Origin of the sequence: Pseudoalteromonas sp. SG43-7, assembly GCF_014164295.1 — a bacterium.
In the GTDB taxonomy this organism is placed as follows: domain Bacteria; phylum Pseudomonadota; class Gammaproteobacteria; order Enterobacterales; family Alteromonadaceae; genus Pseudoalteromonas; species Pseudoalteromonas rhizosphaerae.
Map to the genome: position 1 here is coordinate 14,377 of NZ_JACJEY010000020.1, position 26,640 is coordinate 41,016.

22 protein-coding genes are annotated in these 26,640 nt (G+C 39.3%); 9 read left to right on the forward strand and 13 right to left on the reverse strand.

Annotated elements, in window-relative coordinates:
- Positions 1–32 precede the first annotated feature (32 nt).
- The 8 genes from H5200_RS10930 to H5200_RS10965 form a co-directional block, all read right to left on the reverse strand.
- On the reverse strand, positions 33–1,832 hold the full coding sequence (locus H5200_RS10930; RefSeq protein ID WP_182718094.1) for a sugar transferase: 1,800 nt from the start codon (positions 1,830–1,832) through the stop codon (positions 33–35).
- 10 nt (positions 1,833–1,842) lie between these two features.
- A complete protein-coding gene (locus tag H5200_RS10935; protein ID WP_182761492.1) occupies positions 1,843–2,919 on the reverse strand; it encodes a glycosyltransferase in 1,077 nt (358 codons plus the stop codon).
- A 1-nt stretch (position 2,920) separates the two neighbouring features.
- Complete coding sequence (locus H5200_RS10940) at positions 2,921–4,414, reverse strand: GNVR domain-containing protein (RefSeq protein WP_182718092.1); 1,494 nt, start codon at positions 4,412–4,414, stop codon at positions 2,921–2,923.
- Between the two features lie 131 nt (positions 4,415–4,545).
- Complete coding sequence (locus tag H5200_RS10945) at positions 4,546–5,682, reverse strand: glycosyltransferase (protein WP_182739709.1); 1,137 nt, start codon at positions 5,680–5,682, stop codon at positions 4,546–4,548.
- A gap of 4 nt (positions 5,683–5,686) precedes the next feature.
- Positions 5,687–6,391, reverse strand: coding sequence for an acyltransferase (locus tag H5200_RS10950; RefSeq protein ID WP_182761493.1), 705 nt, complete (start codon positions 6,389–6,391; stop codon positions 5,687–5,689).
- 4 nt (positions 6,392–6,395) lie between these two features.
- A complete protein-coding gene (locus H5200_RS10955; protein ID WP_182718089.1) occupies positions 6,396–7,748 on the reverse strand; it encodes an O-antigen ligase in 1,353 nt (450 codons plus the stop codon).
- Positions 7,741–9,153 carry a lipopolysaccharide biosynthesis protein gene (locus H5200_RS10960; RefSeq protein ID WP_182718088.1) on the reverse strand — a complete coding sequence of 471 codons (1,413 nt, stop codon included), beginning with the start codon at positions 9,151–9,153 and terminating at the stop codon, positions 7,741–7,743. Before H5200_RS10960 ends, H5200_RS10955 begins: the two co-directional genes overlap by 8 nt.
- A gap of 9 nt (positions 9,154–9,162) precedes the next feature.
- A complete protein-coding gene (locus H5200_RS10965) occupies positions 9,163–10,314 on the reverse strand; it encodes a glycosyltransferase (RefSeq protein ID WP_149980659.1) in 1,152 nt (383 codons plus the stop codon).
- Between the two features lie 210 nt (positions 10,315–10,524).
- Here H5200_RS10965 and H5200_RS10970 point away from each other — a divergent pair, with 210 nt between their 5' ends.
- Entirely contained in the window at positions 10,525–11,451 is a 927-nt protein-coding gene (locus H5200_RS10970; protein WP_182761494.1) for a glycosyltransferase family 2 protein, read from the forward strand.
- Positions 11,452–11,532: 81 nt separating this feature from the next.
- Here the strand turns inward: H5200_RS10970 and H5200_RS10975 are convergent, their stop codons facing one another.
- The 3 genes from H5200_RS10975 to H5200_RS10985 form a co-directional block, all read right to left on the reverse strand.
- Entirely contained in the window at positions 11,533–12,495 is a 963-nt protein-coding gene (locus H5200_RS10975; protein WP_259398782.1) for an endonuclease/exonuclease/phosphatase family protein, read from the reverse strand.
- 89 nt (positions 12,496–12,584) lie between these two features.
- Positions 12,585–13,049 carry a hypothetical protein gene (locus tag H5200_RS10980; RefSeq protein WP_182739705.1) on the reverse strand — a complete coding sequence of 155 codons (465 nt, stop codon included), beginning with the start codon at positions 13,047–13,049 and terminating at the stop codon, positions 12,585–12,587.
- Positions 13,049–15,244: an LruC domain-containing protein gene (locus H5200_RS10985; RefSeq protein WP_182761495.1), complete on the reverse strand. Its 2,196-nt coding sequence runs from the start codon at positions 15,242–15,244 to the stop codon at positions 13,049–13,051. Before H5200_RS10985 ends, H5200_RS10980 begins: the two co-directional genes overlap by 1 nt.
- 342 nt (positions 15,245–15,586) lie before the next feature.
- On the opposite strand from H5200_RS10985, the gene gmk reads away from it, so the two are divergent.
- The 5 genes from gmk (at position 15,587) to H5200_RS11010 (ending at position 20,997) form a co-directional block, all read left to right on the forward strand.
- Positions 15,587–16,207 (forward strand): guanylate kinase, encoded by a 621-nt coding sequence (gene gmk, locus H5200_RS10990; protein ID WP_182739703.1) that lies wholly within the window; start codon positions 15,587–15,589, stop codon positions 16,205–16,207.
- A gap of 117 nt (positions 16,208–16,324) precedes the next feature.
- Positions 16,325–16,600: a DNA-directed RNA polymerase subunit omega gene (rpoZ, locus tag H5200_RS10995; RefSeq protein ID WP_064667923.1), complete on the forward strand. Its 276-nt coding sequence runs from the start codon at positions 16,325–16,327 to the stop codon at positions 16,598–16,600.
- 128 nt (positions 16,601–16,728) lie between these two features.
- Positions 16,729–18,834 carry a bifunctional GTP diphosphokinase/guanosine-3',5'-bis pyrophosphate 3'-pyrophosphohydrolase gene (gene spoT, locus H5200_RS11000; protein WP_182718083.1) on the forward strand — a complete coding sequence of 702 codons (2,106 nt, stop codon included), beginning with the start codon at positions 16,729–16,731 and terminating at the stop codon, positions 18,832–18,834.
- A gap of 12 nt (positions 18,835–18,846) precedes the next feature.
- Positions 18,847–19,239, forward strand: a complete 393-nt coding sequence (locus H5200_RS11005; RefSeq protein WP_145237101.1) for a RidA family protein — start codon at positions 18,847–18,849, stop codon at positions 19,237–19,239.
- 153 nt (positions 19,240–19,392) lie between these two features.
- The gene (locus tag H5200_RS11010) at positions 19,393–20,997 is read left to right on the forward strand and encodes a DUF342 domain-containing protein (protein ID WP_149980653.1); all 1,605 of its coding nucleotides are present in this window, start codon (positions 19,393–19,395) and stop codon (positions 20,995–20,997) included.
- A gap of 51 nt (positions 20,998–21,048) precedes the next feature.
- On the opposite strand, the gene asnA is transcribed toward H5200_RS11010, so the two are convergent.
- Positions 21,049–22,044 (reverse strand): aspartate--ammonia ligase, encoded by a 996-nt coding sequence (gene asnA, locus H5200_RS11015; protein ID WP_145237095.1) that lies wholly within the window; start codon positions 22,042–22,044, stop codon positions 21,049–21,051.
- A 198-nt stretch (positions 22,045–22,242) separates the two neighbouring features.
- Here asnA and asnC point away from each other — a divergent pair, with 198 nt between their 5' ends.
- The 3 genes from asnC to recG are packed head-to-tail and all read left to right on the forward strand — an operon-like array spanning position 22,243 to position 25,584.
- Entirely contained in the window at positions 22,243–22,701 is a 459-nt protein-coding gene (gene asnC, locus H5200_RS11020; RefSeq protein ID WP_145237092.1) for a transcriptional regulator AsnC, read from the forward strand.
- A gap of 54 nt (positions 22,702–22,755) precedes the next feature.
- Positions 22,756–23,442, forward strand: coding sequence for a tRNA (guanosine(18)-2'-O)-methyltransferase TrmH (gene trmH, locus H5200_RS11025; protein ID WP_182761496.1), 687 nt, complete (start codon positions 22,756–22,758; stop codon positions 23,440–23,442).
- 60 nt (positions 23,443–23,502) lie between these two features.
- Positions 23,503–25,584, forward strand: a complete 2,082-nt coding sequence (gene recG, locus H5200_RS11030) for an ATP-dependent DNA helicase RecG (RefSeq protein WP_182718081.1) — start codon at positions 23,503–23,505, stop codon at positions 25,582–25,584.
- 50 nt (positions 25,585–25,634) lie between these two features.
- On the opposite strand, the gene H5200_RS11035 is transcribed toward recG, so the two are convergent.
- Complete coding sequence (locus tag H5200_RS11035) at positions 25,635–26,552, reverse strand: porin (RefSeq protein ID WP_149980650.1); 918 nt, start codon at positions 26,550–26,552, stop codon at positions 25,635–25,637.
- Positions 26,553–26,640 lie beyond the last annotated feature (88 nt).

The window sequence follows — 26,640 nt, forward strand, 5'->3', positions numbered from 1 at the left end:
TTGAGTGCACAATTGCATTATGCGAAACAACGTTACTGACCTTTACCAGTGAATATAACAGCCAACGTTTTAAAGAAAATAGTAAACTCCATATAACACCAACTGCGTGCAGATGAAGTACTTAGCATATAGGCGTAATCCCAGCCTATTTTGTTGCGCGCATCGTCAATGCTCTCATCGTAACCATTCATTACCTGCGCGAGTCCCGATATACCGGGCTTGATCCCATAAGTACGCTGACAAAAGTACGGGATGTCTTTCTCAAGCTTTGAATAAAACACTGGTCGCTCAGGCCGTGGGCCAATAAGAGACATTTCACCGATCAATACATTCCAAAGTTGTGGTAATTCGTCCAAGCGTGTTTTGCGAATAAATCGTCCAACTGCAGTTATACGAGGATCATCTTTACTTGCCCACACCGCGCCATTTTTTGCTTCTGCATCAACAACCATAGAGCGAAATTTTAAAACATTGAATAAAGCGACAAAATCATCATCACTTTGTCCCACTCTCAGCTGTTTAAATAACACAGGGCCCTTTGAAGTCAGTTTAATCACTAATGCAACAGCTAACATAACTGGTGAAAGTAATATTAATCCAACCGCAGAGCCAACTACATCAATAGTGCGCTTAATGGTTTTGATGAATATTTTGTTTGATTCTTGGGTTTGATGAACGCGCTGCCAATGCTGGTTATAATCACCACGCTCAAACTTAACAATCCCCCACAGAGCCATAAAATAAGCGCTGATAATATAATTTACACTATCTACAATTGGTAACTTAGCCCTGATATTAAAAGCTTTTTTTGCTACTCCTAAGCCATGAGTACAGACTATCGCAACACATACCACTTTAGGTATTAACAAGCTTGAAGATAGTGCAAGTGAAAAAAGTAACGCGTAAATCAGCAGCAGAATAATTGGCATGACCCCACGCAATACTTTATGTGAAAAATAGTTAAAACTTACCCAGCCTAATTTCGGATTTAATAATTCAAACAACATTTTTATTTGCTGCCAGTTACCCGCACCTAATCTTACTCTTCTGGCATAATCATGACTTTGTTCATCACATTCACGCTCAACGATATTTATTTCACTGTTTACAACGGCTTTCCCACCTTGGTTTAACGCTTTCATAGAGATAATAAAATCGTCATTTATGGTGTTTTCATCTAATAAAGCCGCATGAGCTGAGCGTATAGCAAACATAGCACCTGGCACGCCAATAACAGCCCCTAAAGACGACTCCATACTCTTTACTTTGTTTTGATATTGCCAGTACTGTTGCTGCTCAGCAGTGGCTAAATCATCTAAAATATATACGCCGGTGATAACATTAATATTAGGATCTTTAAAATCGGCATCAATTTTATTGAGCACATCAATACTCAGTAGCGCACTAACATCGGTAAAGAGTAAAACATCATAATTTGGCTTACTCAGCTTTATCAGTTCATTGATGCCAAATGATTTGCCTTTATTCACTTTACTAAAATGCAAATGACAAACTACATTTTGCTTTGCAAGATGCGACTGCGCTAGCATCGCTTCGTCATAAGTTTTATCGGTGCAGCCATCAAGATAAACATGAATGGTGTATAGCTCAGTGCTATATAACATTGAGCCTAAGTTATAAAGCTTCTCTGCTATGTGTTCTTGTTCGTTATAAGCACACATTAAAATACCAAAGTGAGTACTGGGTTGAGTATTTTCAGTCATCTCAATCGGTTTACTGTTACTAAATAGCTTTAATAACAGTAAGTAACCAACATGATGATATAAAGCCAGTGTAATTAAAACAGCCAATGTGATCAGTAGAAAAGTCATTGCATTCCCCTTATGAAGCTAAGCCATTATAGAAGTGGTCATACGCTTCACTCATTTTGTTTGCATCTGCAATTGAGAGAATATGCTCTCGAATACACAGCCCATATTTCATGCCTAATGCTTTCAATAGCGCAATTTTTAGGCCAAAAGAGTCATTTGGCTTGACTAATATGCCTTGCTCTTCTGTAACGACCTCGCTGATACCGCCAACATCAGTCGCCACAATTACTTTGCCACACGCCATTGACTCTAAAATTGATAAGGGCAGTCCTTCTCTTTGTGAATAAAGACACATAACGTTAATAGCTGAGTAAAATAGCTGCATATGCTGTACATTTCCTAAAAAATGCACTCGTTCTACCACCCCAAGCGATACTGCCGCACTGAGTAACGAAAAGCGTAAGCTACCATTACCAGCAAACACTAATTCGATGTCTTTAGGCAGCAAAGGCAGTAGTTTAATGAGATCCAAATGCCCTTTCCCCGGCTCTAATCGTGCAGAGCAACCAATTAACTTTTTATCAGCAGGAAGATCAAGTTTGAGCCTTGCGGTTGCTTCATTGATGTGATTAAACTGCTGTAAGTCGATACCGTTCAGAATGGTTTTATCTGCCGTGATCGCTGTTTCATTATAAAATTCATTCGCGACCACTTGTGCATCTGCAACCCAGTGAATTTTAGTTAACTTATTAAGTGTTTTGGTAATTAAACGCTGTTTAAAGCTCTTTAAATACCAAGCATCATGAATAGTTGAGACATGCTTTACCTGAGTATTTGTAAGACAAGCTAGACTCGCGTACAACATGGGACCAATGTGATGACTATGAATCACTTTAATCTCGTGTGTTTTAATTATTTCAGTGAGCTTTTTGATAATACTTAGATCAAACCTAGGCGCTTTATCTAAGCTAATCAGTTTTTGTTCAAATAAAGCTAAAGCAGGCCACTCACTAACTGCTTCTTGCTCATTGCCCTCTAGCGAAACAATAATACTGGTGCTTGCGAATTGGCTTTTTTGCATTAAGGTCACAGCCATTTTTTCAAGGCCACCTATTTTAAAGTGCTGAACTAAATGTAGGACGTTCATGCTAACTCCCCTTATTAATAAAGTGCATTGATGGGCTAGCAGGAACATGTAATGAACCTTTGCCAACAATAGGTAAAATAGTAACTACTTCCAAAGCAGATAGTTTTTCAATGGTTTGAATATCTTTTAAGTGACTATCAAATAATGTCGCTACAAATACACAGGTGGTGCTTGTAAATATGCCTAAAACAATCCCCAAAATAATCGCCACTACTAAAGAGGTATTGATTGGCTGGGTTGGGCTGTAAGCTCGTTCTATGGTTTTTACTTTGTCAGGCCCTTCATATTTAACTAATTTACCCGTTACTTTTGCCATTTCGTAACGTCCCAGCATATCTTTATAAAGTGATTGCTTAACGTCGTAATCCCGCTCTAGCTTTCTTAATTGTTTCTCTATATCGCTTGTAACTAATAACCTTTCACTCACCGTATTAACTTGCTGCTCCAACATGGCAAACTCTTGTTGATGTTGGAGCACAGTGTTTTTTGCTTCTTCTAATGCAAGTATCTGTGAAACAAGCACATTACTTTCATTGTCTTTGCCATCAGGAAGTGTATTGGCCATTTGCCAAAGTTGATCTATGTTTGTTGCATCTAGATTTTTGCCACTTTCTATTAAAGCCTGTTGGCGAGCTCGAATACTCAGCAGTTCACGTTTTTTCGACACGACTTTACTGTGCTTTTCGGTATAACGGGTTTTTAAAAAGCTCAACTGTGATTCGGCATTAATGATTTTTTCTTCTATGCGTCCTAAAATTGGGTTTGCTTGGCCCATTTTTGTTGTTAGCGCTTCAAGCTTGGCTTTTGCACCTGATAAGACGATAGACTTTTGTTGTTGATCACTCAGTAACTTATCGAACGTTTGTCTATTACTATGTAAAACAGCAGGTAAAGTGTTGCTATTTTTAGCTTTAAAATTAGCTAGCGACTCTTCAGAAACCTCGAGTTCTTCTCGTAAACTGACTAACTGTTGATAAAAAAATTGCTCAGACGTATCAAGCGAGGCCTTGGTTGGTGCTAATAAACTCTCTATAAATTTCTCAACCACTTTTTCTAATACTGCTTTCATTTGAGTTTGGTCATGCCAAGTAAAGTTAACTCGCACCAATTCATCACCAACCAGTGATAAAGAAAGCGCTTGTGAGAGTTCTTGATGAATTTTTTCAATAGCAGCAGGGCTTGCATCTTTAGCAACTAAGTTTGTTTCTTTAGCAACAGCTATCAACACTTTTCGACTTATTACAAGCGTGCGTAATGCAGCCATACGATTTGATAAATCAAACGAAAAAGACAAGTCATCTAAATATGGGTTTAGTAATGCAGATTCTTCTATTAAGATTGTTGCATGGTTTGTGTACTGCTTTTGCGCAGTTGCAGCGAGTAAAATAACCACAACAGGTACGATGAACAGAGGCAAAACAAATAGTTTCGCCCTTGTATAAACTGCATACAAAGCTAAATAAAGTAACCTTTTTATTTGCTCTCTAACTAACATAATCCCTACCTATTAATTTGCATATTGCAATGCGAAATTTAACGGCTATTTGCATAATAAAAATTTACACTGTAAATAGCCTAGTTTAATAAGGTAGTTGCACAGGGCGCGCCAAGATTACATTTTAATGCTCAATGTGGAGGATTTAGTCGCAGCAGGTCTTCGTTAACAATCAGCGCCTTTGCCTGCCAGCTGTGCGCTTTTGCTAGATTCTTTTGTACGCTGTTTAATAATGTTAATTGTGGCTGAGTTAACGAAAGCGCCTCATCGACCTTGTTAATAAAGTCATGACTAGAGTGAGCAATAAAAATATGCGGCGTATAATTACTAACTGCAGGAAAATCAGTTGCGACAATCGGTTTACCTGTCGCTAAATATTCTTTAAGTTTTAGCGGATCGCACGCTCTGATTTGCTCATTATTCACAAAAGGTAAAATCGACACATCCCAATGAGCAGAAAACGATACTAAACGGTCGTGGCTAACTGCGCCAATATGCGTAACATTTTTAAACTGCAATAGCTGTGTAACAGGAGTCACAATATCTCCGATAAGCACGAGTTGATAATGCGGCCTTGCAGCCACCAAGGCGGTTAATAACGCAATATCTAACCAAGCATTAATACTGCCGTAAAAGCCAATAATAGGTTCTTTTATAGTTTGTATTTCATCGGCTTTTTCAACGTCGCTTGTAAATAGCTCATAACTTACGCCGTGGGTCAGCATTTTTGTTTTTGTAGCGGGCATCTTTGCCAGCAATAACTCACTGATCACATAGATAAGATCTGCGCTATTAATAAGCTGCTGCTCAAAGGGGGCAACGAGTTTAGCATCAACCCCTGCCAACGCAGAAAAATCATCGCCGCAATAATAAATTAATTTATCAGTGGTTTTTTTATCAAATAAATAGTGTGCAGTTGGCACACTTAACCAATACATAATCGGCTCACTACAAGTTGAGGGTGCAAGGTAACGAGAAAAAATCCAGCGGTTAAAACATCGAATGAGTCGATTATCGTGCCAAGGTAATACAGGCAGCTTATAAATAGTCATATTGTTGGGTGTGGCTATTGCAGCAGTTTTAGACTGTCGAAATAACTGCTTTAACTTGCTGAGCATACGTTTAATATCATGAAATTTAGCGCTTGGTTTTCGCATACCAATGGAGTTTATCCAGTGTACTTCATGCTGCTTAGCAAGCTCTGAAAATAAATGTTGAGTACTGCTTGGATGACTCGCCCAGTCTTCACCAAATACAATAAATTTCATACACTTACCCCTTAATTTTTTTAACTACTTTGGCAGGGTTTCCCGCAGCAATAGTAAAATCAGGAATATCTTTAGTAACCACACTTCCCGCACCAATTATCGCCCCCTCACCGATTGTGACACCGCCCAGTACAGTCACTCCAGTGCCCAGCCAAGCACCGCGTTTTATTATAATGTCACCAATTTGAGATTCATCATCGCTTTCAGAGTTAGCGCGGCGATCACAGTCAATTGGATGCCCAGGAAAACCGGCTAAAAAAACTCGTCCTGCCAGCCTGACATCGTCTTCAAGAATAATGGTGCGCCCTACAGAAAAAGCATTTTGCCAACCAATGTCAACATTATTGCCAATACTTAGTAGCGGCTCTCGCTCATTACTCACCCGCCCACATAAGGTGCTGATCCCTGAAATTCTCACATCGTCTTTGCATTCAATTTTTAACTTGCCAAGTATTTGCGGCATACCTGAATATAAATATAAGCGCTTTTTACTGCCCTTAATTTGGCTTTTAAATAAAGGTGTATAATAAAAAATCCGAACTAGCTCATGGCATAACTCTTTTATAAAATAATGCAAATAGTAAAGTGAAGCATGTAGCACAGGGATTACGATGATTTGCGGATTGCAAAGCGACTTTGCAAATTGAAACAACCATGTCGCTAATGGATTATTACTATTTTTTAGCCAAAGTTTAAGCTGTATCAACATATTGTTATTCCTTATTACTTTCTATAGTAAGCTTTTCTAGTGCAATAGTCAGAGCCAGAATAATATACAGTGGCCATGTAAAAGCTTGAGTTAAAAAAGTGCCAGCAACCATAAAGCCAATTAAACCGGCCTTTAATGCGTTAGCGTTCACCATCACTTCAGGATTAAAACTACGTTTATTAATACAATAAACCCGCGACAGACTTCGATAAATACTGGCTATCACGAGTAAAAAAATACAAAAGCCAACAAAGCCAGTTTCACCTAACACCTGAAACCATGTGCTATGTACTGCATGATTCTTGCCATCCCAATGAGGACTGTAAAAATAGTAATTTACAAAAAAATTATTAACTCCAACGCCAGTTAATGGATTAGACAACGCCATATTGATTGCAGCCTGCCAAGCATAGAGCCTACCCATAGCTGATTCATCGACACCTCCTTCTGCCGCACCACCACTTTGTCGGTCAGAAATACCAGCAAAAATCATCATGGCAAGCATAGCGACACCACCGCACATAGCCACTACGAAGGGATTTTTGACTTTTTGATATAAAAAGAAACTTAAAATAGCGGCTATTCCTAATAAACCACCACGACTTTGAGTGGCAATAACACCGGAAATAGCCAAGATCAAACCAACTCCGGCAAAAGTACGTCGATACTTATTACTATTTGTATCAAAAAGTTCAGCTGCTAAAAATGAAACAGGAAACATCAACACCAAAGATAAATCATTGGGATCACCTAATTGCGAGCGATATTCCCGTGAAATAGTCACTCTAGTTCCTTCAACTAACCCCACACCATTTATTTTGTTATTCAACGCCACTAAAGCGATAGTGACACCTGAGATCATAATACCCAGCCTAATGTAACTAAAATGCGAAAACCGCGTTAACCACCAGCTAATAGCAAATACCATAATAAATACTTTAACCAACACACCAGACCAATACTCAATAGCAACGCCTCTATTTGAAGCTGAAAATACGCATACCGTGAGCCAAGCGAACCAAATTACAAAAATAAGATGCGTAGAGCTCCAATGTGGTTTTAAAGTTTTAGATACAAATAAATGCCATGCAATGGCCAGTAAAGATGCTAAAGCAAGTAATTTAGGAATTTTAAGCGGCATTAGAAAAACAAACGCCTCGTGGATTCTAAAATAGCTAAACAAAATAAATAATATAATAAACACGGTGCTAATACGTATCGCCAAAAAACCCGCAAACGGTAATAGCAACAAGGCAAAAGCGGCTATGGGGCCAAATAGCGAATACAAACCTAAAATGAGCACAGTAATCACCAAGCCATTTATTAAATGGCAATGCGCTTTATACCAATTAACCATGTGCTTTCCTTGTTACATACTGATTCAGTATTGCCATTATTCTGTTTTGATACTTATTAAATAAAACGCCTATTAGGCAAACTAAAGCCGCGATTTGCCAAATTACATAATGAGTAATTTCACTTACGCTCAGGGCAAAAACACTAATAAAACAGAGCCAGCTAGGTACTAATCGCTGAATACTAAATGCCAGATTTTCGAGCTTTTGGCTAACAACAACAAACAACACTGTTTTAAGAGTTTGTGCAAATACTAAGCTGACCACTGCACCAAGCACTCCCCATTTAGGCACTAGAATACCCAATGCTATTAGTACGCAAGCTGCACTAACAGCATTAATAATAGTGACAAATAGTGCGTTAAAATGAATATAACAACCAATATTGAGTAGATCGCTGTGATGCCTAAGTACAACAATAAATATTAAACTGGGTAAAAGCCAAGAATTTAGTAAGTAACCTTGTGGTAAAACCAAGATAAATAAATGAGGCGCAACAATAAGCATTACTGCACACAACGCAATTGCGATTTCTAAACTTAGCTCACATAAAGAAACATAACGAGTGCGACAAGAAGTTAATTCATTAAAACGACGAGAAAACCACCACATTCTGATCGGTTCAAAGGTAAACGAAGTCATAACTGCAAATTGCATTGCCACATAATATTGGGCAAGCTTTTCTTTTCCGACACTGGCTGCAATAAACCAGTTTTCAGCGCCATTATTTGCATACACAAACAGCGATGAAGCAATAATACTTAATAAAAACAAACTATTTTTATAACTTATATTCCAAGGAACATAGTTAAAACTAATCGTAATTGTGCGGCCAATGACGCATAACGAAATCATCAGCACAATAAAGCTCGACACAGCACCCGACACCATAACCCCCGTTACTCCATAGCCAAGGTAAAGTAATATAATGGTGAGTAGCGTTTGCCCCACTCCTTGTAAAATAGCTAAAAAGCAGAACTGCTTAGCCATTTCGTAATATCTTAAAAAGCAAAACACAATGGACAGCACAGCAGAAAATGCTAAATTAACCGCTAATAACTGCAGATCAAGTTTATTAATGGAGATGGGTAATAACACACTAAATGAGCTGGTAAATAACACCATGATAACAACAAACAACGCACTCAAAACGCTACATAAAATAATCGCGTCTCTAAACAAAGCTTGTTTATAAACCGCATTTTTCATTTGTTGCTTGAACAATAATTCGGGTAACCCTAAACACAACAACAAAGACATAATAGCGGAAATAGAAACTAAAAAGTTTAGTTCACCAAATTGAGCTTGGCTTAAAAGACGAGTAGATATAGGCAACAAAGCAAAGCCAAGCCCCTTAAGTAACAAGGTTGATAGTCCAAAATAGGCGATTTGCTTTAATCCATTCATCTTTATTCCTTAAGAGTTTTGCACCCAAGATGACAATTTTTTAGCTTGTGAGCTGGCGTTAAACTTATTTGCAACTAAGCGTTTGGCGTTAATTCCTTTGGCGTATCTCTCATAGGGATTTAATTCACAAAACTCCGTTAAAATTTTCTCCAACCCTGAAATACTCGACGGCTCACACTTAAAGCCCACCGAGTCATTAACAATTTCTTTGGCTCCCATTAATTGAGTTGTGAGCACTGGAATACCACTAGCCATAGCCTCTTTTAAAACCACCGGACCAGTATCTCTATCTCCGTTACTTGAAATGCAAAATGGCGCAACTAACGCAGAGTAATTACTGGTGTTTTTTGATAGCCACAGTGGCGTTTGCTTGCCTAAAAATCTAACTTCTTTTTCAATGCCTAACTTTTCACATAAAAACTTTAGGTCGTTCATCAAAGGGCCTTCACCAACAACATCTAAAAATATTGAGTATTTTTTATTTAATTTTTTTATTGCGGGTAGTAAAAATTGTAGTCCCTTTTTTTCAACTAAACGGCCAATAAATAATAGTTTCACAGACTCATTAAGTCGGTTAGGCGTTGCGTTAAATAAACTTAGATCAACTCCACAATGCAGCAACTCAACTTTACCCGCTTTGTATTTACCTAACTTTTCAGCCATATCTTTGCACACGGCCACGGAGAAATTACACAATGAGAGTTTCAGCCTAAGATCAGTATCATTAACGTATACGTCATGCCCGTGGCCAATCGAGGAGATACTAATGCCTGCAATTTTGCTGGCTATAATTGAGTACGCCAGAGGCGCATGCATAAAGTGGCAGTGTATGTGGGAAATACCATGTTGTTTGATTATGTCAGCAATATTTAATCCGTAGCCAAGCAGTGAAGTGACCGAGATTGAGGTAAACCTTGTTGCTGTTAATGCCGCTTTAAATGCTGCCAGCGGTTTTTTCATGGCAAACTTGGCCGCATATAACAACGATTTTTCAATAGTAATGACGTTTACACTGCTATCAAGATTGGTACAACTATTTAAATTTGCAAAGGTGATAACACTGACCTTGTGCCCAGCTCTTACTAATGCGTTTATCTCAGTTACCACAAAGGTTTCTGAGGGGATATGGAAACTCGGTACCACAATGCCAATATGTTTCATGCTCAACACTCCAAATATAACTTATGGTTATTTCGCAAGAAGCATGCCCAGTTAAAACACACCAAAAACATGATTAAAAAGTCAATTTGCGAACATCTGTTGCAAAATGCAAAGCATTAGACAAAAACCCCCTCGCAAACCTATTAAAATAATTGGCGCTGAACTTGCGTAGTACTTAGTTAGTTAATTTATAAAACTAGGATGCGGATCATGAGTATAGAAATAAGCGTTATTATCCCTAACTACAATTGTAAACAATATTTAGCCAAAGCCATTAGTAGTGTTGTTAAACAAAAAAACGTGAATTTAGAAATTATTGTGGTTGATGATGGTTCAACAGATGGTAGTGTTGAGTGGTTAAAAACCGCCCAAACAACAATTCCCCAGTTAATTGTTATAGAGCAAGAAAACACTGGCGTTGTCAATGTAAGAAATCGCGCTATTGCCGCAGCAAAAGGTGATTACATTGCTTTTTTAGACGCTGATGATTACTGGAGTGATGATAAGTTATACGAACAATTAAGCTATATGAAAGAGCACTCAGAGTGCGTTTTAAGTTTCACAAACTATATGCATATTAACGAAGAATATGAACCCATTGTCGATTGTTTTTCTTTTTGGCCTGAATTTTCAAAATTTGTTGATAAAAATAATATGGGTTATCAAAATTTAAAATGCCCAATGGATTTACTGATTTTTGCTAATGTAATTGGCACATCTTCGGTTGTGGTTAAGCGTTCAGCGATTAATTATATTGGCCGATTTGATAACCAATTAAATAGCGCTAGCGACTGGGATTGCTGGTTAAAACTTGCAAGGATCGGTGATGTTGCGTTTTCACCGCGTATCGCAATGGATTACTTGATGAGAGCGGGTTCTATTACTGCAAACCGTAAAAACAGACTCAATGCAATGAAAGAAATTGTCTCGCGTTGTAAACATGATGCTGGCGTTATGGCAAAAATAAAAGCACAAGCACGCATTTTAGAATGCTATGGTGAGTACTATCGAGAAATAGGTTCTAAATTTAAAGCCCTATCGATTGCAACTGCTGCATTCACACTTTTTCCACATAAGCGAAACCTACGTCATTTACTACATGACTTAAAAATGACCTTTGCCATTACAGTAAAATAAATCCGCATTGGTTTATTTAATCAAATAGCATGTGGTTAATCCTGCATGCTATTTTTATTAACTAACTAAGCTGAACTTTGGTTAATCATGAAGGCTCAAACTGTAACTAAGCATCTTATGATCACTTCCTGCAAAATTACTCACTATTAAGCTGTTTAACGTAAATTGCTCGTCAAAAACACAGTGATCTATGGGTAACCCGGTTAGCAGTGTCGGCTTAATATTTAAGGGCATAAAACTGCTATAAGGATTTGCTCCATAACAACTTTGTGTACTTTGCCAACTAAAATAACGTGACCAAGGGACAATATTTAAATCACCTGCAATTAGCCATAGTGTTTGCTCTTGTATTGTTGCTGCATGCAGCGCCGCGAGTAAAATATTTCTATTTTCCCAGTGCTGCTTGGTTCTTGGTGATGGTGGGTGGGCAATATACGTAGTGATAACTTCATTATTAAATAACAAGCGCAGTTTAATGTAACCTAACCTATCCCCTTGAAGTTTTACTTGTTGTCTATAAATTATAGGGAAACGCGAAATAACAACGATGCCGTAAGGGATCCCCTCTACTTCACGATAACCAAATAAACTAGCCTTGGTTAAAAAACGAGAGAGCAAATGCCGATTTAAATCACTAAACTCTTGCAGAATTAATACATCCCAAGATTGTTTTTGTAAGCTAACTAAGTGCGATTCAATAAACGGGTTACTATAATTTAAGTTTATTTGTTTTATCAAAATCGCATTTTTGGTTTGCTCACTTGGTAACGAATGCAATGGTAATAATGAACTCAAACTTATCAAGCATATAATTGATAGCGCCCCACCTAAATATGTTGCTTTTATAATTAAAAGCAACATGGCAAAGCATAAGGCAATAACTAGTAATGGCATACGCAATGATACTAAAAGATCAGCGTAATAATATTGCGAAGGATTATAGGCAATCGCAATTAGCATAAACGCAGCTGCTGCGACAAAAAATTTTACTAGCCTCTTTTTTTGCAAAAGATCGCCATTGTTATCATTAAGAAACTTCAACATAAATCACTACCCTAACTAGTATAAAGAATATACCTAGGTGTATTCTTTAGCTTGATCACTTTACCGTTACTGCTTGCCTTTGACTTTTACTACCTTATTTCAAACATCTGATGTTCTGCTTGTGTATCAAACTGCCATGCAAATGAAAGGGGTTGAGTGCTGGTATCGTAAAACCAAATTTCTGCAATCAGTTCGATATCTTGTCTACTCATTGCAAGCGTAGTTTTTATAGAGCCTTGCGATAAAGGAGCTCTAACTAAGCAGTTTCCATAATCAGCACGTAGGCTATTGGCCTTTTTTTGGCAAATATTTAAGTAAGCTCTTACGTCACCTATAGAGAGATCTACATCAATCTTTAGTTTAAATTTCGTTGATAAATCAAAACGATCATCTATCACTAAACTGGCCATTCCGGCTGAGTCGGTGGTGATAGGAACGACACTCGATGGTAGTGATTCAACAGCTGCAGGTACTGCCGCAGTACTTTCGCTTTCACCACCACCACACGCAACTAAAAATGATGATAAGCATAAAATTACAGTTAATTTTTTCATTACTGTTCCCCTCTAACTGCCACATTATTGCTGTTGTAGCGATTGAACCATTGTGGATTTTGCTTTCCTGACGACTGAGCAAAATTAGCAAAGCTATCGTAGGCATCGGTTATATCTACACCTTCAAGTGGATGTAACCATTGCACTCCTACTTCAATCGCCCATGGTAGGCCGTTTTCAGTTAAGAAAAACAAACCACTTTCTTGCTGGCTCACATCATCTGCACCACTGAGATCAAACAAAGTCGCGTCAAATACTTCTGTGGGCGCTTGATTTTTCATGTGTACTTCCCAGCTGCGCGCATTTTTACCAACTAAAAAATCGCCATGATAAAAGCCCTCTGTAGCAAAAATAAAAGGGTCTAATAATGTTCCGGGGGATAATATTTTCGCTTTAGGGACTTTTAATGGGATAGTCATACTAAAAGTTACTTTGCTGTTAACGTCGCAATTGCTTTCCGTTCTAAAATACTCGCACCCTGATTGCTTATTCACATGCAGCCAAGTGTCTTGCATAAAAATTAAAATAGCCTGCTCTGTGTTTGCTTCCAAAAATGAGCCTGTTTGTAGTTCGCCATTAATCACAAACCGAATATTATCGGCATCGACTTCTCTACTTAAAATTGAGTAAGTTGTATTATTTACCGTCTCTTTAAGGCTTACCGCAAAGCCATTATGATAGGTTGCTCCTACACCAATTAACTGGCCATCAATTTTATAACCAACAACATTAGTGCCCTCAATGAGCTGAGTAGTACGGTAATTTACGACCACGTCATTAAAGTCATAATCACCTGCAAACGGCCATTTATCTTCATAAGCAAGTGTCACCCAATCGTTTTCTCCTGGGTATACAGCACTAGCAAATGTTGTTATTTCATAATCTTCCACCTCACCACCTAAAACACCGCCAGTGGCAGTAATAAGCGAAGCTTCCGAGCCATCAGTTACCCTAAAACGAGCCCATGTCTGCCCAGCTTTAACATTACTAGGTACATTAATTAAAATACTGTTATCGCCTTGATTAAGTTGATATTTAGTTATTATGCGCTCACTTTCACTAAAGCCGCCATTTTGATCCCAATCAAACCATGCATATAAAAAGCTACTCGCAGAGGCGTTTACAATAATTTGGCTATCTTGACCCGCCGATATTGCCGTCACAAAGCTCACCCCATCATCTGATGCATCAACTGGGTTGTTGATTAAGTCGGCATCAGTATTGATATTTTCACCATCGACTGTATCGCCTAAATAAATCAGGTTACTGCCAGTGCTGTTAGGATCGAATAAATGCCTGGCTCCGCTTTGCTCTAAACTGGTGTTATAAGGTAGAGGAGCATCACCAAAATCAATCGAACTATCTGTTACCTCAACTTCGGCAATAGCACAACGAGCCCCATCGTTCTGACTTGACTTAGGGCCCGATGTAAACACATTCGCAACAGGCGTATAACCAACAACAGGACTAATACTTAAATCAACTTTGTGAATTTTTCCGCTTTTATTATTACTAAAATAAAACTGACCATTGATATCAAAATAGGCAGCACCAAATGCGCCCGTATCATCACCAATATCAACTTGAGTAATAAACTTGGTAGTATTTTCTGCAACGTTAATTTCATGCAAATCACCATTTGATTCAACTGCGTATAACAGATTACTTTGCGGATGAAATGCAAAATCAAATATACCTAAGTTCCATGTCTCGGTTGCAGGTAGTAGCCGAGCAGTTATGGGGGCATCTAGATCACCCTCTAGATTGATTTCATATAAACCAAAATTGGGAGTATATACATAATACATCGCACTTTGATTTGCTTGCTCACCAGTCACTTGAATATCACCTACATAAAAATTAGTATCGGGTAGGCCAGTAACATTTAACCGCTTCATTTCGTAGTTGCTACCAATTTGCACCACGCTTTTAGGCGATTGTCGGCTAAAACCGTATAAGTATTGGTCTTTGTAATTAAAACCGACGGCATTCACACTTTCATTATTTGCCTCGCTAGCAAACGTCAAAGCCGATGATAAAATCGTAGGTTTAGCCGACACTAAATCTATACCGTAAAGCTGTGCCTTTGCATCCTGCATCAAAAATGCCTGACTAGGGCAATTATCGAATGGCTGGCTAAATACAGCACAAGGAAGTGAAACTAAACACGCTATGGCTAAATGGGTTAATCTCATTAGTAAGCCCTCAATCATTAAGTAACTGTACCAATGCAGGCATCATTCCAAAAAATAAAGCATTGAAATAAAACAAAATAAAATAAAGTTGAAGATGAAAGATGCAACTTGCAACGACCATTTTTGCATTATGCAACTAAGTACAAATAATCGTTAAAATGCGGGAGTTTTTTAAACAGTCATCATTGCCGTAACAAAAATACGGTTATTAATACGTTAAAATTTAATCACCTCACTAGGATACTTTCGGCAGTTGAGTAAACTTCACTAAATAAAGTACAATACCAAAATTAAGGCGGAGCTTATTAGCAGCTCTAGTCGGTTTATTTTAGGTAAAAACCCATGGCACACTCTCGCGGAAACTTATTTATTTTATCGGCACCATCTGGTGCGGGTAAATCCAGCTTAATCAATGCATTGTTAACTAAGTATAATGATATGAAAGTATCTGTATCGCATACTACTCGCTCGCCTCGTCCGGGCGAAGCAAATGGCGTGCATTACCACTTTGTAAATGTTGATGAATTCAAATCATTAATTGAAAAGAATGATTTTTTTGAATGGGCGCAAGTGTTCGATAATTACTACGGTACATCAAAGCAAGCAATTGAAGAGCAGCTTGCAGCAGGTATTGATGTATTTTTAGATATTGATTGGCAAGGTGCACGTCAAGTTCGTGATCTGGTCGCTGATGTTGAAACCATTTTTATCCTACCACCGTCAAAATTTGAGCTTGAAGCGCGCTTAAATAATCGCGGCCAAGATTCACAAGAAATCATTGCTGGTCGCATGGCAAAAGCACAATCTGAAACGTCTCATTACAATGAATATGACTATGTCGTGGTTAACGATGATTTTGCAACTGCGCTGAAGGAAATTGAGACGATCGTATTGGCAAAACGCTTATCGCTACAAAGCCAAGCTATTCGCCATCAAGATTTACTCGTAGACTTACTGCGTTAAATCCTAATTTGGGTTCAGTAAGTATTTTATTTGTTTAAATTAACCACAAGCTATTGGCGAATCTGACTCGGTGCAGTAAACTACGTCTTTGCTTAAAAATTTATTTGGAGTGCTAAGATGGCTCGCGTAACTGTTGAAGATGCAGTAGATGCAATTGGTAATCGTTTTGATTTAATTTTAGTTGCGGCCCGTCGTGCCCGTCAAATCGCGGTCGGTGGTAAAAAGCCACTGGTTGATCCTGAAAACGATAAACCAACGGTTGTTGCTTTACGTGAAATTGAACTTGGTTTAGTAGATAGCTCATCAATGGATCTTATTGATCGTGAAGAGCAACAACATCAAGAGGCGGCTGAAATGGCTGCAGTTGCAGCTATTGTAGGCGGCAACCAATAATCTGACTTCCTTGTCTGATTTAGCCAACGGTATAGTATTTCTATTCTAGCCGTTGGCAATCCCTTCTTTTCATCGTATATTCTTAACATACCGTTACCTATTTGCTTCACGAGAACATTGGAGTGTGAATGTATCTTTTTGAAGGTCTAAAAAAGAAAATATCAGAATACTTACCTGCTGCTGATGTAGAGCTGGTACAAAAAGCCTATGTGGTAGCCCGAGAGGCCCATGAGGGTCAAACTCGCTCAAGTGGCGAACCTTACATTACTCACCCTGTTGAAGTAAGCCAAATTCTGGCTGGTATGCATTTAGATCACGAAACGTTAATGGCTGCATTAATGCATGATGTGATTGAAGACACCGACTTTAGCCAACAAGATTTAGCCGAAATTTTTGGCGAGACAGTCGCAGAATTAGTTGAGGGCGTAAGCAAACTTGATAAGCTCAGCTTTAAAGATAAAAAAGAATTCCAAGCTGAAAACTATCGAAAAATGATTATGGCAATGACACAAGATATTCGTGTTATTTTAATCAAACTTGCTGATCGTACTCATAATATGCGCACTCTTGGAGCATTACGTCCTGACAAACGTCGACGTATTGCCCGCGAAACGTTAGAGATTTATGCGCCGATTGCTAATCGTTTAGGTATTCACGATATTAAAAATGAGTTAGAGGATTTAGGTTTTCAAGCCCTCTACCCGATGCGTCATCGCGCTTTAAAGTCAGAAGTTGCCAAAGCGCGCGGCAATCGCAAAGAAGTCATTTCAAATATCCAAACCGAGATAACAGCACGCCTTGAAGAAGCTGGCATTACAGCCACTGTTTCTGGGCGCGAAAAACATTTATATAGTATTTATAAAAAAATGCTTAATAAAGAGTTACTGTTTAATGAAGTCATGGATATCTACGCATTTAGAATTGCAGTTGATTCAATGGATATCTGCTATCGGGTACTTGGCGTTGCCCATAATTTATATAAACCAATCGAAACTCGCTTTAAAGATTATATAGCAGTACCTAAAACTAATGGTTATCAATCGTTGCATACCTCATTAGTTGGTCCTCATGGGATCCCTGTTGAGATCCAGATCCGTACTCACGATATGGATCACATGGCAGATAAAGGAGTTGCTGCTCATTGGATGTATAAAAAATCCGGTGATAACGCAGGCCACACTGCACAACAACGGGCACGTCAGTGGATGCAAAGTTTGTTGGAATTACAACAAAGCGCAGGCTCATCATTTGAATTTGTTGAAAACGTTAAAACAGAGCTATTCCCAGAAGAAATTTACGTGTTCACTCCTGATGGTCGCATAGTCGAGTTACCTATGGGTGCAACCGCCGTTGATTTTGCATACGCGGTCCATACCGATGTTGGTAATACCTGTGTGGGTGCACGCGTTAACCGTAAACCTCATCCGTTAAGTAAAGCATTAGATACGGGTCAAACAGTTGAAGTGATTACCAGCTCAGGTGCGCACCCTAACGCAACGTGGTTAAACTTTATTGTTACCGGTAAAGCACGTTTAGGAATTCGCAATTACCTGAGGAGCCAACATCATGAAGAAGCTTTATTACTTGGCCGTCGCTTACTCGACTCTGCTTTAGGTGAAACGAAGTTCGATGATCTGCCTGACGAAAATATTAGTCGCGTATTAGCAGAACATGAACTCAATACTGTATTAGAGCTATTAGTTGAAATTGGCTGCGGTAATTTAATGAGCATGCTGATCGCACGCCGCTTACTGCAAAATGACAATGATGATTTAGGCGATATGACTAAAAATGCTAAAGCGACCATTATTGGTACTGAAGGCATGCTAGTTAATTATTCTAAATGTTGTCGACCAGTGCCAGGGGATGCTATCACCGCACATATAAGCCAAGGTAAAGGCATCACGGTTCACCGCCAAGAATGTAAAAATATTCGTGGCTGGGAAACTGAACGCTCCAAGTACTTGGTTGTTAAATGGGATGATAATCCAGAAAAAGAATATATTGCAGCACTGCGTGTAGAAATCATAAACCACCAAGGCGCACTCGCAAAACTAACCAATGTAATTGCTACAACCCAAGCAAACATAGTGGAAATTGCCACAGATGAAAAAGAAAGTAATTTATACGTGATAGATTTAGGGATCACCGTGAAAAACCGTGTCCATGTTGCAAATATCATGCGCCGCATTCGCGTAATGCCTGATGTGCAAAAAGTCTATCGTAAAAAATAACATAGGATAATCATGAATAAAGCATTTATTTCTACGGATCTAGCACCTGCTGCCATCGGCACTTATAGCCAAGCAGTAAAAGTTGGTACAGCAGTTTACTTATCGGGTCAAATTCCATTAGTTCCCGCAACGATGGAAGTGATCTCTGAAGATTTCGCAGAACAAACACATCAAGTATTTAAAAATATTAGTGCGGTATGTGAAGAAGCCGGTGGCAACATCCAAGACTTGGTAAAAGTTAATATCTATTTAACTGATCTATCTAACTTTGCGACGGTAAATGAAGTAATGAGCCAATACTTCAAAGCACCTTATCCTGCCCGAGCAGCAATTGGCGTGCGCGCATTACCAAAAAACGTGCAAGTTGAAATTGACGGTATTATGGAATTGCCTTCAACAAATTAAGCTTACAGCAATACACCTAAGTATTTATACTTAGGTGTATTAACTCATCAGTCCCCTTTTCCTCGATCTTCTTGACAGTTATTCAAATCTCTAGCACTCTATCTTTATATAATTATAAAAACCTTTAACTTAAGTGTTGTAAAAGGATGATCCGTGTTTAAGCTTGCTCATAACGGTAATGTACTACTCGATGTTATAGAACATTCGCCGCCTAGTGCCGCTTTTGTTATTGAGGCTCTAGAAAAATCAACATTCTGTGAATGTCGCATAGACTATGATGCTATCAATGCTTTTTTTAAAGAGCCTAGTAGCGAACGTAGTTTAGTGGTTGCCAGTAAGCATGACGCCACACTAACTGTTACACTCAGTGATGATAAAATGTTAGCAACAGGCGAACTCACACTCGCACAAGGTGGCAAAGTTTTGGCCCTTGATCAAGCGAAACAGCAGCTGATCAAAGCTGGGGTTGCTCGGGGCTACAAACAAGCATTTTTAGAGCAGCTGCTACAAAAACAATTTGAATTACCCGCTGGCACTACCGTTAAAGGTATCCTCGCTAAAGGTCGCTTACCAGAAGACGGCAAATCATCAAAATTACTTCCTCAAGTATTAACTTTAAAAGAGCGTTTGCATACCCCGAAACTGCGCGAAGATGGCACTGTCGATATGCGCGACTTTGGCAAGTTAGCAAGTGTTGAACCCGGTACATTATTAGTTCGACAGCAACCCGCAACCCCTGGTAAAGAAGGTTTTACCGTAAAAGGCGATGTCCTTCCGGCAAAAGCAGGAGAAAGTAGCCCGCTAGTTGCTGGTGAGGGCAGTGAAATATCAAAAACTAATCCTCTTGAATTAATCTCAAGTATTGCGGGCGTACCAGTCGAAATTCAAAATGGTATGCGCGTTGATGATATTTTTACGATTGGCGATGTCACAGTTAAAAGCGGCCATATAAACTTTGATGGCAGCATTATTGTCACTCATAATATAGAGCCTGGCATGAAAGTAACCGCGAAAGGCGATATAACTGTGATGGGCACGGTTGAATCCGGAGAGCTGACAGCGCAAGGTAATATCACCATTAAACAAGGTGTGATTGGCCACCAGCTAGATGATAAAACACTTTCGTGCAAAATTATTTGTAACGGTGATATTCATTTATCTCACTCCCAATATAGCTACCTTGAAGGTAATAATATTTTTATTGAGCGCCAAGCTAGCCACTGCGCAATGAAAGCGACTAAGCTTTTACAGATAGGCCAAGCAGACAATCCACAAGGGAAGTTATTTGGTGGCGAGATCCTGGATGCCGGAATGATTATCGCTGGTGAAATTGGTAATGAATCTGGCGCTAAAATGCTCATAAACATGGTTGCCTCAGGAAAGTCTGTTACTACTGAAACCGATGAATGCCTTAAAGAATTAGCTAAAACCGATGAGCAATTAGACACCCTGCAAGCAACGCTAGAAAAGGCCGATTTAGTAAAAGATTTAGATAAGAAAAAACTATTGCTCGCTAAAATAGGAGCTACTCAGCAACATTATTGCCAACAAGCAGAGCAGCTAGAAAAACGCCTAACAACGCTAGAACAAAGTCTATATGAACTACTTGATAATGCTAATTTAGCGGTCAATAAAAAATTGCATTCTGGGGTAGAAATCCACATTTTCGATAAAGTATTAAGAACAAATCGCAGCTATCCTCCTTGTAACGTAAAACTGCAAGAAGGAAAAATAGAGATTGAATTTAAAACCAGTTGATCGCAAGCAGATAGAGACTAACAGCAGATAATCTCTATTCTCTCGTCTACGTTATAAAATACCAGCCACTTGTTGTTTTAACTCCTCCGGCCATACACTTACTTGTACTTGACCGATGTGAGGTTTTTGTAATAACAACATCGCCAATCGAGATTGACCAATGCCACCACCTATTGTCTGTGGTAATTGTTTAGCTAGTAGTTGCTTATGCCAATCAAATTCTAAACGAGCTTGGTCACCGGTAATTGCAAGCTGTGCAACTAATGCTTCTGGTGATACGCGAATACCCATTGATGAAATTTCAAAAGCATCTTCAAGCACAGGGTTCCACAGTAAAATATCACCATTTAAGCCACTGTATTGCTCGCAAGTCTGAGTCGACCAATCATCGTAGTCAGGTGCGCGTACATCATGAATCTTACCATCGGCTAATGCCCCACCAATGCCTATCAAAAACACCGCACCATATTCTTGTGTAATCGCTTTTTCGCGCTGCTTGGCGGTAAAATCAGGGTACATTTGACGTAACTGTTCACTGTGTACAAAAGTAATATCAGCGGGTAAAAATGGTGATATACCAAATTCATCAGCAACAAATTGCTCGGTTGCTTTTAAGCCTTTATACAAGGCTTGTACTGTTTCTTTTAACTTATCAAGAGAGCGCTCAGAACTGGCACAAATTACTTTCTCCCAATCCCACTGATCAACATAAACAGAATGGATGGGGCTTAATGACTCTTCATCCGGGCGCAACGCTTTCATATGTGTGTATAAACCTTCACCAATTGCAAAGCCGTGCTCAGCTAGTGTTTTTCGCTTCCATTTTGCCAAAGAGTGAACCACTTCAAATTGACTCGCTGGAATAGTTTTAACTTTTACCGCAACCGCATTTTCAGTGCCACTTAGGTTATCTTGGATACCATCGCCTACTTTAGCCAAAATAGGCGCTTGTACTTCAATTAACCCTAGCTGTTGTTCTAGCTGGTGTGAAAAATACTGTTTAACTTTACTAATTTGCAGCTGTTGCTGGACAAAGTGTGAACTCATAATAATTGGCCTCATTCCCAGTTATTGTTACTTGCATAAATGCATGATTGCACTATGAGCAACCATGTCGTTAAAGCAATCCTCAATCATTTTGCACTTTAATTCAATAACCAATAACAAAAACACCTTTACCATATTAATTTGATTAATTTAGTGGTATAAAAAATGATGATTCAACAATTTAAAGATGATATTTATATGGAAAATTATCAAATCGATAATCTTGATAAACAGATCCTCCACGCATTAATGGATAATGCCCGCACAGCCTATGCAGAATTAGCCAAACGGTTCGCCGTTAGCGCAGGTACAATTCATGTACGGATTGAAAAAATGAAACAAGCCGGGATCATTACAGGCACCCAAGTTAGCGTCAATGCCAAGCAGTTAGGCTACGATGTATGTTGTTTTATTGGCATCAACCTCAATAATGCTCGAGACTACCCACAAACCTTATTGCACCTAAAGGAACTTGAAGAAGTCGTTGAGGCTTATTACACAACCGGTAACTACAGTATTTTTATTAAGGTAATGACCCGTTCAATTGATCATTTACAAGATGTATTGATCAATAAGATTCAAGCTATCGAAGCTATTCAGTCAACCGAAACGCTAATATCACTGCAAAACCCAATTAGCCGCTCAGTAATGCCTTAAGACGGTAATTCCCGTATAATAGCGGCAATTTTATGAGTTAAGACAAGGCTAAAAATGGAAAACACCCGCTATCATCGCATTAAACACGTACTAGATCGTCGTCAAACCGATTTAACCGTGTGCTTAGAAGATGTGCACAAACACCATAACTTGTCTGCAATTGTTCGCAGCGCTGATGCTGTGGGTTGCCATAATGTTCATGCAGTATGGCCACAAAACCAAAAATGGCTCACCAATAATACCTCTGGGGGCAGTAAAAATTGGATCGCAACTCACTTACATAAAGATATCGACAGCGCTGTGGCTATGATGCGCCTGCATAATCCGCAAGTACAAATACTCGCTACTAACTTATGCCCTGATGCTGTTGACTACCGTGAGATTGATTATACTCTGCCAACAGCCATTATTGTCGGCCAAGAAAAAACCGGGATCTCTCCACAAGCACTTGCCCACGCAGATAAAAACATTATTATTCCAATGCAAGGTATGGCGCAGTCTCTGAATGTGTCTGTGGCCGCTGCACTGATATTATTTGAGGCACAAAACCAACGTCTGCAAGCCGGCTTATATGAGCGCACTATGCTGGATGAGAGCATAAAACATAAGATGCTATTTGAAGGTTGCCATCCAATCATTGCACAAAAATGCAAAGAAAAATCGCAACTCTATCCAGCCCTCGATGAAAATGGTGAAATCATCGCTGATGATGAGTTTTGGCACAAATTAAAACATGCTTGATGACAAGCCTGTTCGCACGTAAACTAAAAAGTATCTAAAAATGAAAGATTTGAGCGTATTGTGTCAAAGCCAACTTTAAGCCGCTACCCAATCACTGACCTCAAAGGCGTTGGTCCAAAGATGGCCGAGCGGCTAAAAAAACTCGGCATTAGCACAGTGCAAGATATGCTCTTTCATCTACCGCTTCGATATGAAGACCGCACCCGTATTTATGCTATCAGTGATTTAGCTGTGCATAGTCATGTCAGTATTGAAGCCACCATAGAAACCAGCCAAATTACCTTTGGTAAACGTAAAATGCTCGTTTGCCAAGTTAACGATGGTACTGGACGACTCACCCTGCGATTTTTTAATTTTACTGCAGCACAAAAGAATACCTTAAGTAGCGGTAAGGTGATCCGCTGTTTTGGCGAGGTACGACGTGGCAGAGTCGGTTATGAAATGACTCATCCTGAATACAGCCTCAGCGATACACCGAGCGAACAACCAACAGCGACCACACTAACGCCTGTTTACTCGACAACGGAAGGGTTAAAACAACTGTCGATCCGTGCATTAAGTGATCAGGCGATTGCATTACTTGAAAAATATCAGGTAGAAGAGTTATTGCCAGTGCAATTCCAACACGCTGGTATGGATTTAACTCAAGCACTGCTACTTTTACATCGCCCCGCTAATGATGTAGATATCACCGCATTAGAGCAAGGCCTGCACCCGGCTCAACAACGTTTAGTGTTTGAAGAGTTACTGGCGCAAAATTTGAGCTTATTAAAATTACGTCAACAAGGACAGCAAGTAAAAGCAGTTGCTCTGAACCCTATTAATCATCTGGAGCATGATTTTTTAGCGCAGCTCCCCTTTGCTCCAACCAACGCGCAAAACAAAGTCGTCGCTGAAATAAAAAACGATTTGCAGTCTCCTTATCCAATGATGCGCTTAGTACAAGGCGATGTTGGCTCAGGTAAAACCCTCGTTGCGGCACTGAGCGCCTTAACAGCTATCGCACAGGGCTATCAGGTGGCATTAATGGCACCCACCGAAATTCTGTCAGAACAACATGGCATTACTTTCGAAAATTGGTTTACGGCTTTAGGTATAACTACAGCATGGCTCGGTGGTAAAACCAAAGGAAAAGAACGCAGCGCAACGCTTGAAAAAATAGCATCAGGTGAAGCGCAAATGATTGTTGGGACTCATGCGTTATTTCAAGAACAAGTAACATTTAATAACCTAGTGCTTATTATTATTGACGAACAACACCGCTTTGGCGTCCATCAGCGCTTATCGCTACGAGAAAAAGGCCGTTTTGGTGATTGCTATCCCCATCAACTGGTTATGACAGCAACACCGATCCCACGTACACTGGCGATGACAGCTTATGCCGATTTAGAAACGTCCGTGATTGATGAGTTGCCACCAGGACGTACCCCAATTAAAACCATTGCACTACCTGATACGCGTCGTGATGAAATTATTGCTCGTGTAAAAACAGCCTGTACCGAGCAAGGTCGTCAAGTATATTGGGTATGCACCTTAATTGATGAATCGGAAGCATTGCAATGCCAAGCAGCAGAAGATAGCGCACTGCAATTAACTCATGCACTGCCAGAGTTAACTATAGGATTAGTTCATGGCCGTATGAAAGCAGCAGAAAAGCAAGCTATTATGAGCGAGTTCAAAGCTGGAAAGATTCATATATTAGTGGCGACAACGGTCATTGAAGTCGGTGTAGATGTGCCGAATGCCAGTTTGATCATCATTGAGAATCCTGAACGGCTTGGCCTTGCACAATTACATCAGTTACGTGGGCGAGTTGGTCGTGGTGCAATCGCATCCCATTGTGTGCTTTTATACCACGCACCGCTGTCTCATACTGCACAAAAACGTTTGGCTGTTCTAAGAGATAGCAATGATGGTTTTGTAATTGCAGAACGTGATTTGGAAATTCGTGGTCCAGGTGAAGTGCTCGGCACTAAACAAACAGGCTTAGCGGAATTTAAAATTGCTGACTTAACCAGAGATAAGCACACACTCAACTTAGTCAGACCTATCGCACTACAAATGCTCCGCCAGTATCCTGAACAAGTAGAACAACTAATCAATCGCTGGCTTGCGGGTAAATCAGTGTATGCACAAGCTTAATAGTAAAAAACCTTACAGCAATAAGTAAGGCTTTTTCAACGGTCTAAAGACTAAAACTTGTATTCCATGCCAACACCTAAGTAATCTTGATCAACATTGCTGTCCATATCAAAATTAGTGTAGAAGGCAAATAACGTGGTGTTTTTGCTCAAGGAGTGATCAACACCTGCAGAGATGGCAGACTTTTTATCACCCGCATCAAAATCCATTACTTGGTATTGAACTTTAAATGTATTGCTATCAAGAGTGTAAGCCGCATTAACTAAATAACCATCGGCATCACCGCTACCATCCACTTTTTCTTGGCTTTGGTACATTGCACCTAATTTAAAATCAGCTACCTTCCCTTGCACGGTAGCGCGTACAACATCATAACCATTAACTTCACTGTCGGCAGCAACTGATGCATAAACATTGCTTTTCTTCAGTCCAGCATCGCCATAAGTAAGTGCTAATGAATAACCGCTATCGCCATCACTGTCTTTTTCTGCAACGTAAGTTGCAAGCACTTTAAAGCCACTTAAATCCTTTGATGAATAAGTAACTGTATCACTAAGACGGTTTTCACCTTTAAATAAATTTTTGATATCACCTTCAAGGTTATCAAATAAATCCAACTTTCCTTGTGATTGCTTTAAAGCAGTATCATTACGGCCAATCACTAATTGACCAAATCCACCTTTTAAACCAACGTATTGATTACGTGATGTAACCGTGTCTTTTGAATCATCAGAAACATTAACTTGAAATTCGAACTTATAAATAGCTTCTAAGCCATCACTGATGTTTTCAGAACCTTTAAAACCAATTCGCGATGCATTGCTTTTAATTTCGCTGAATGACCCTTCACCGTCATCCGAAGATTGCACAGATACATTCGCTTTACCATACACATCAACATCAGCAAACGCAGAAAAAGATAAACCACTTAACACAGCTAGTAATAAGCTCGACTTTGCAAATTTCATATTATTTCCTCAATAAACGCAACAGACTAATTTTTAATTCGCTGCATTTTGCCTGTGGTAAATGACAGAAATATTACAACAGAAACAT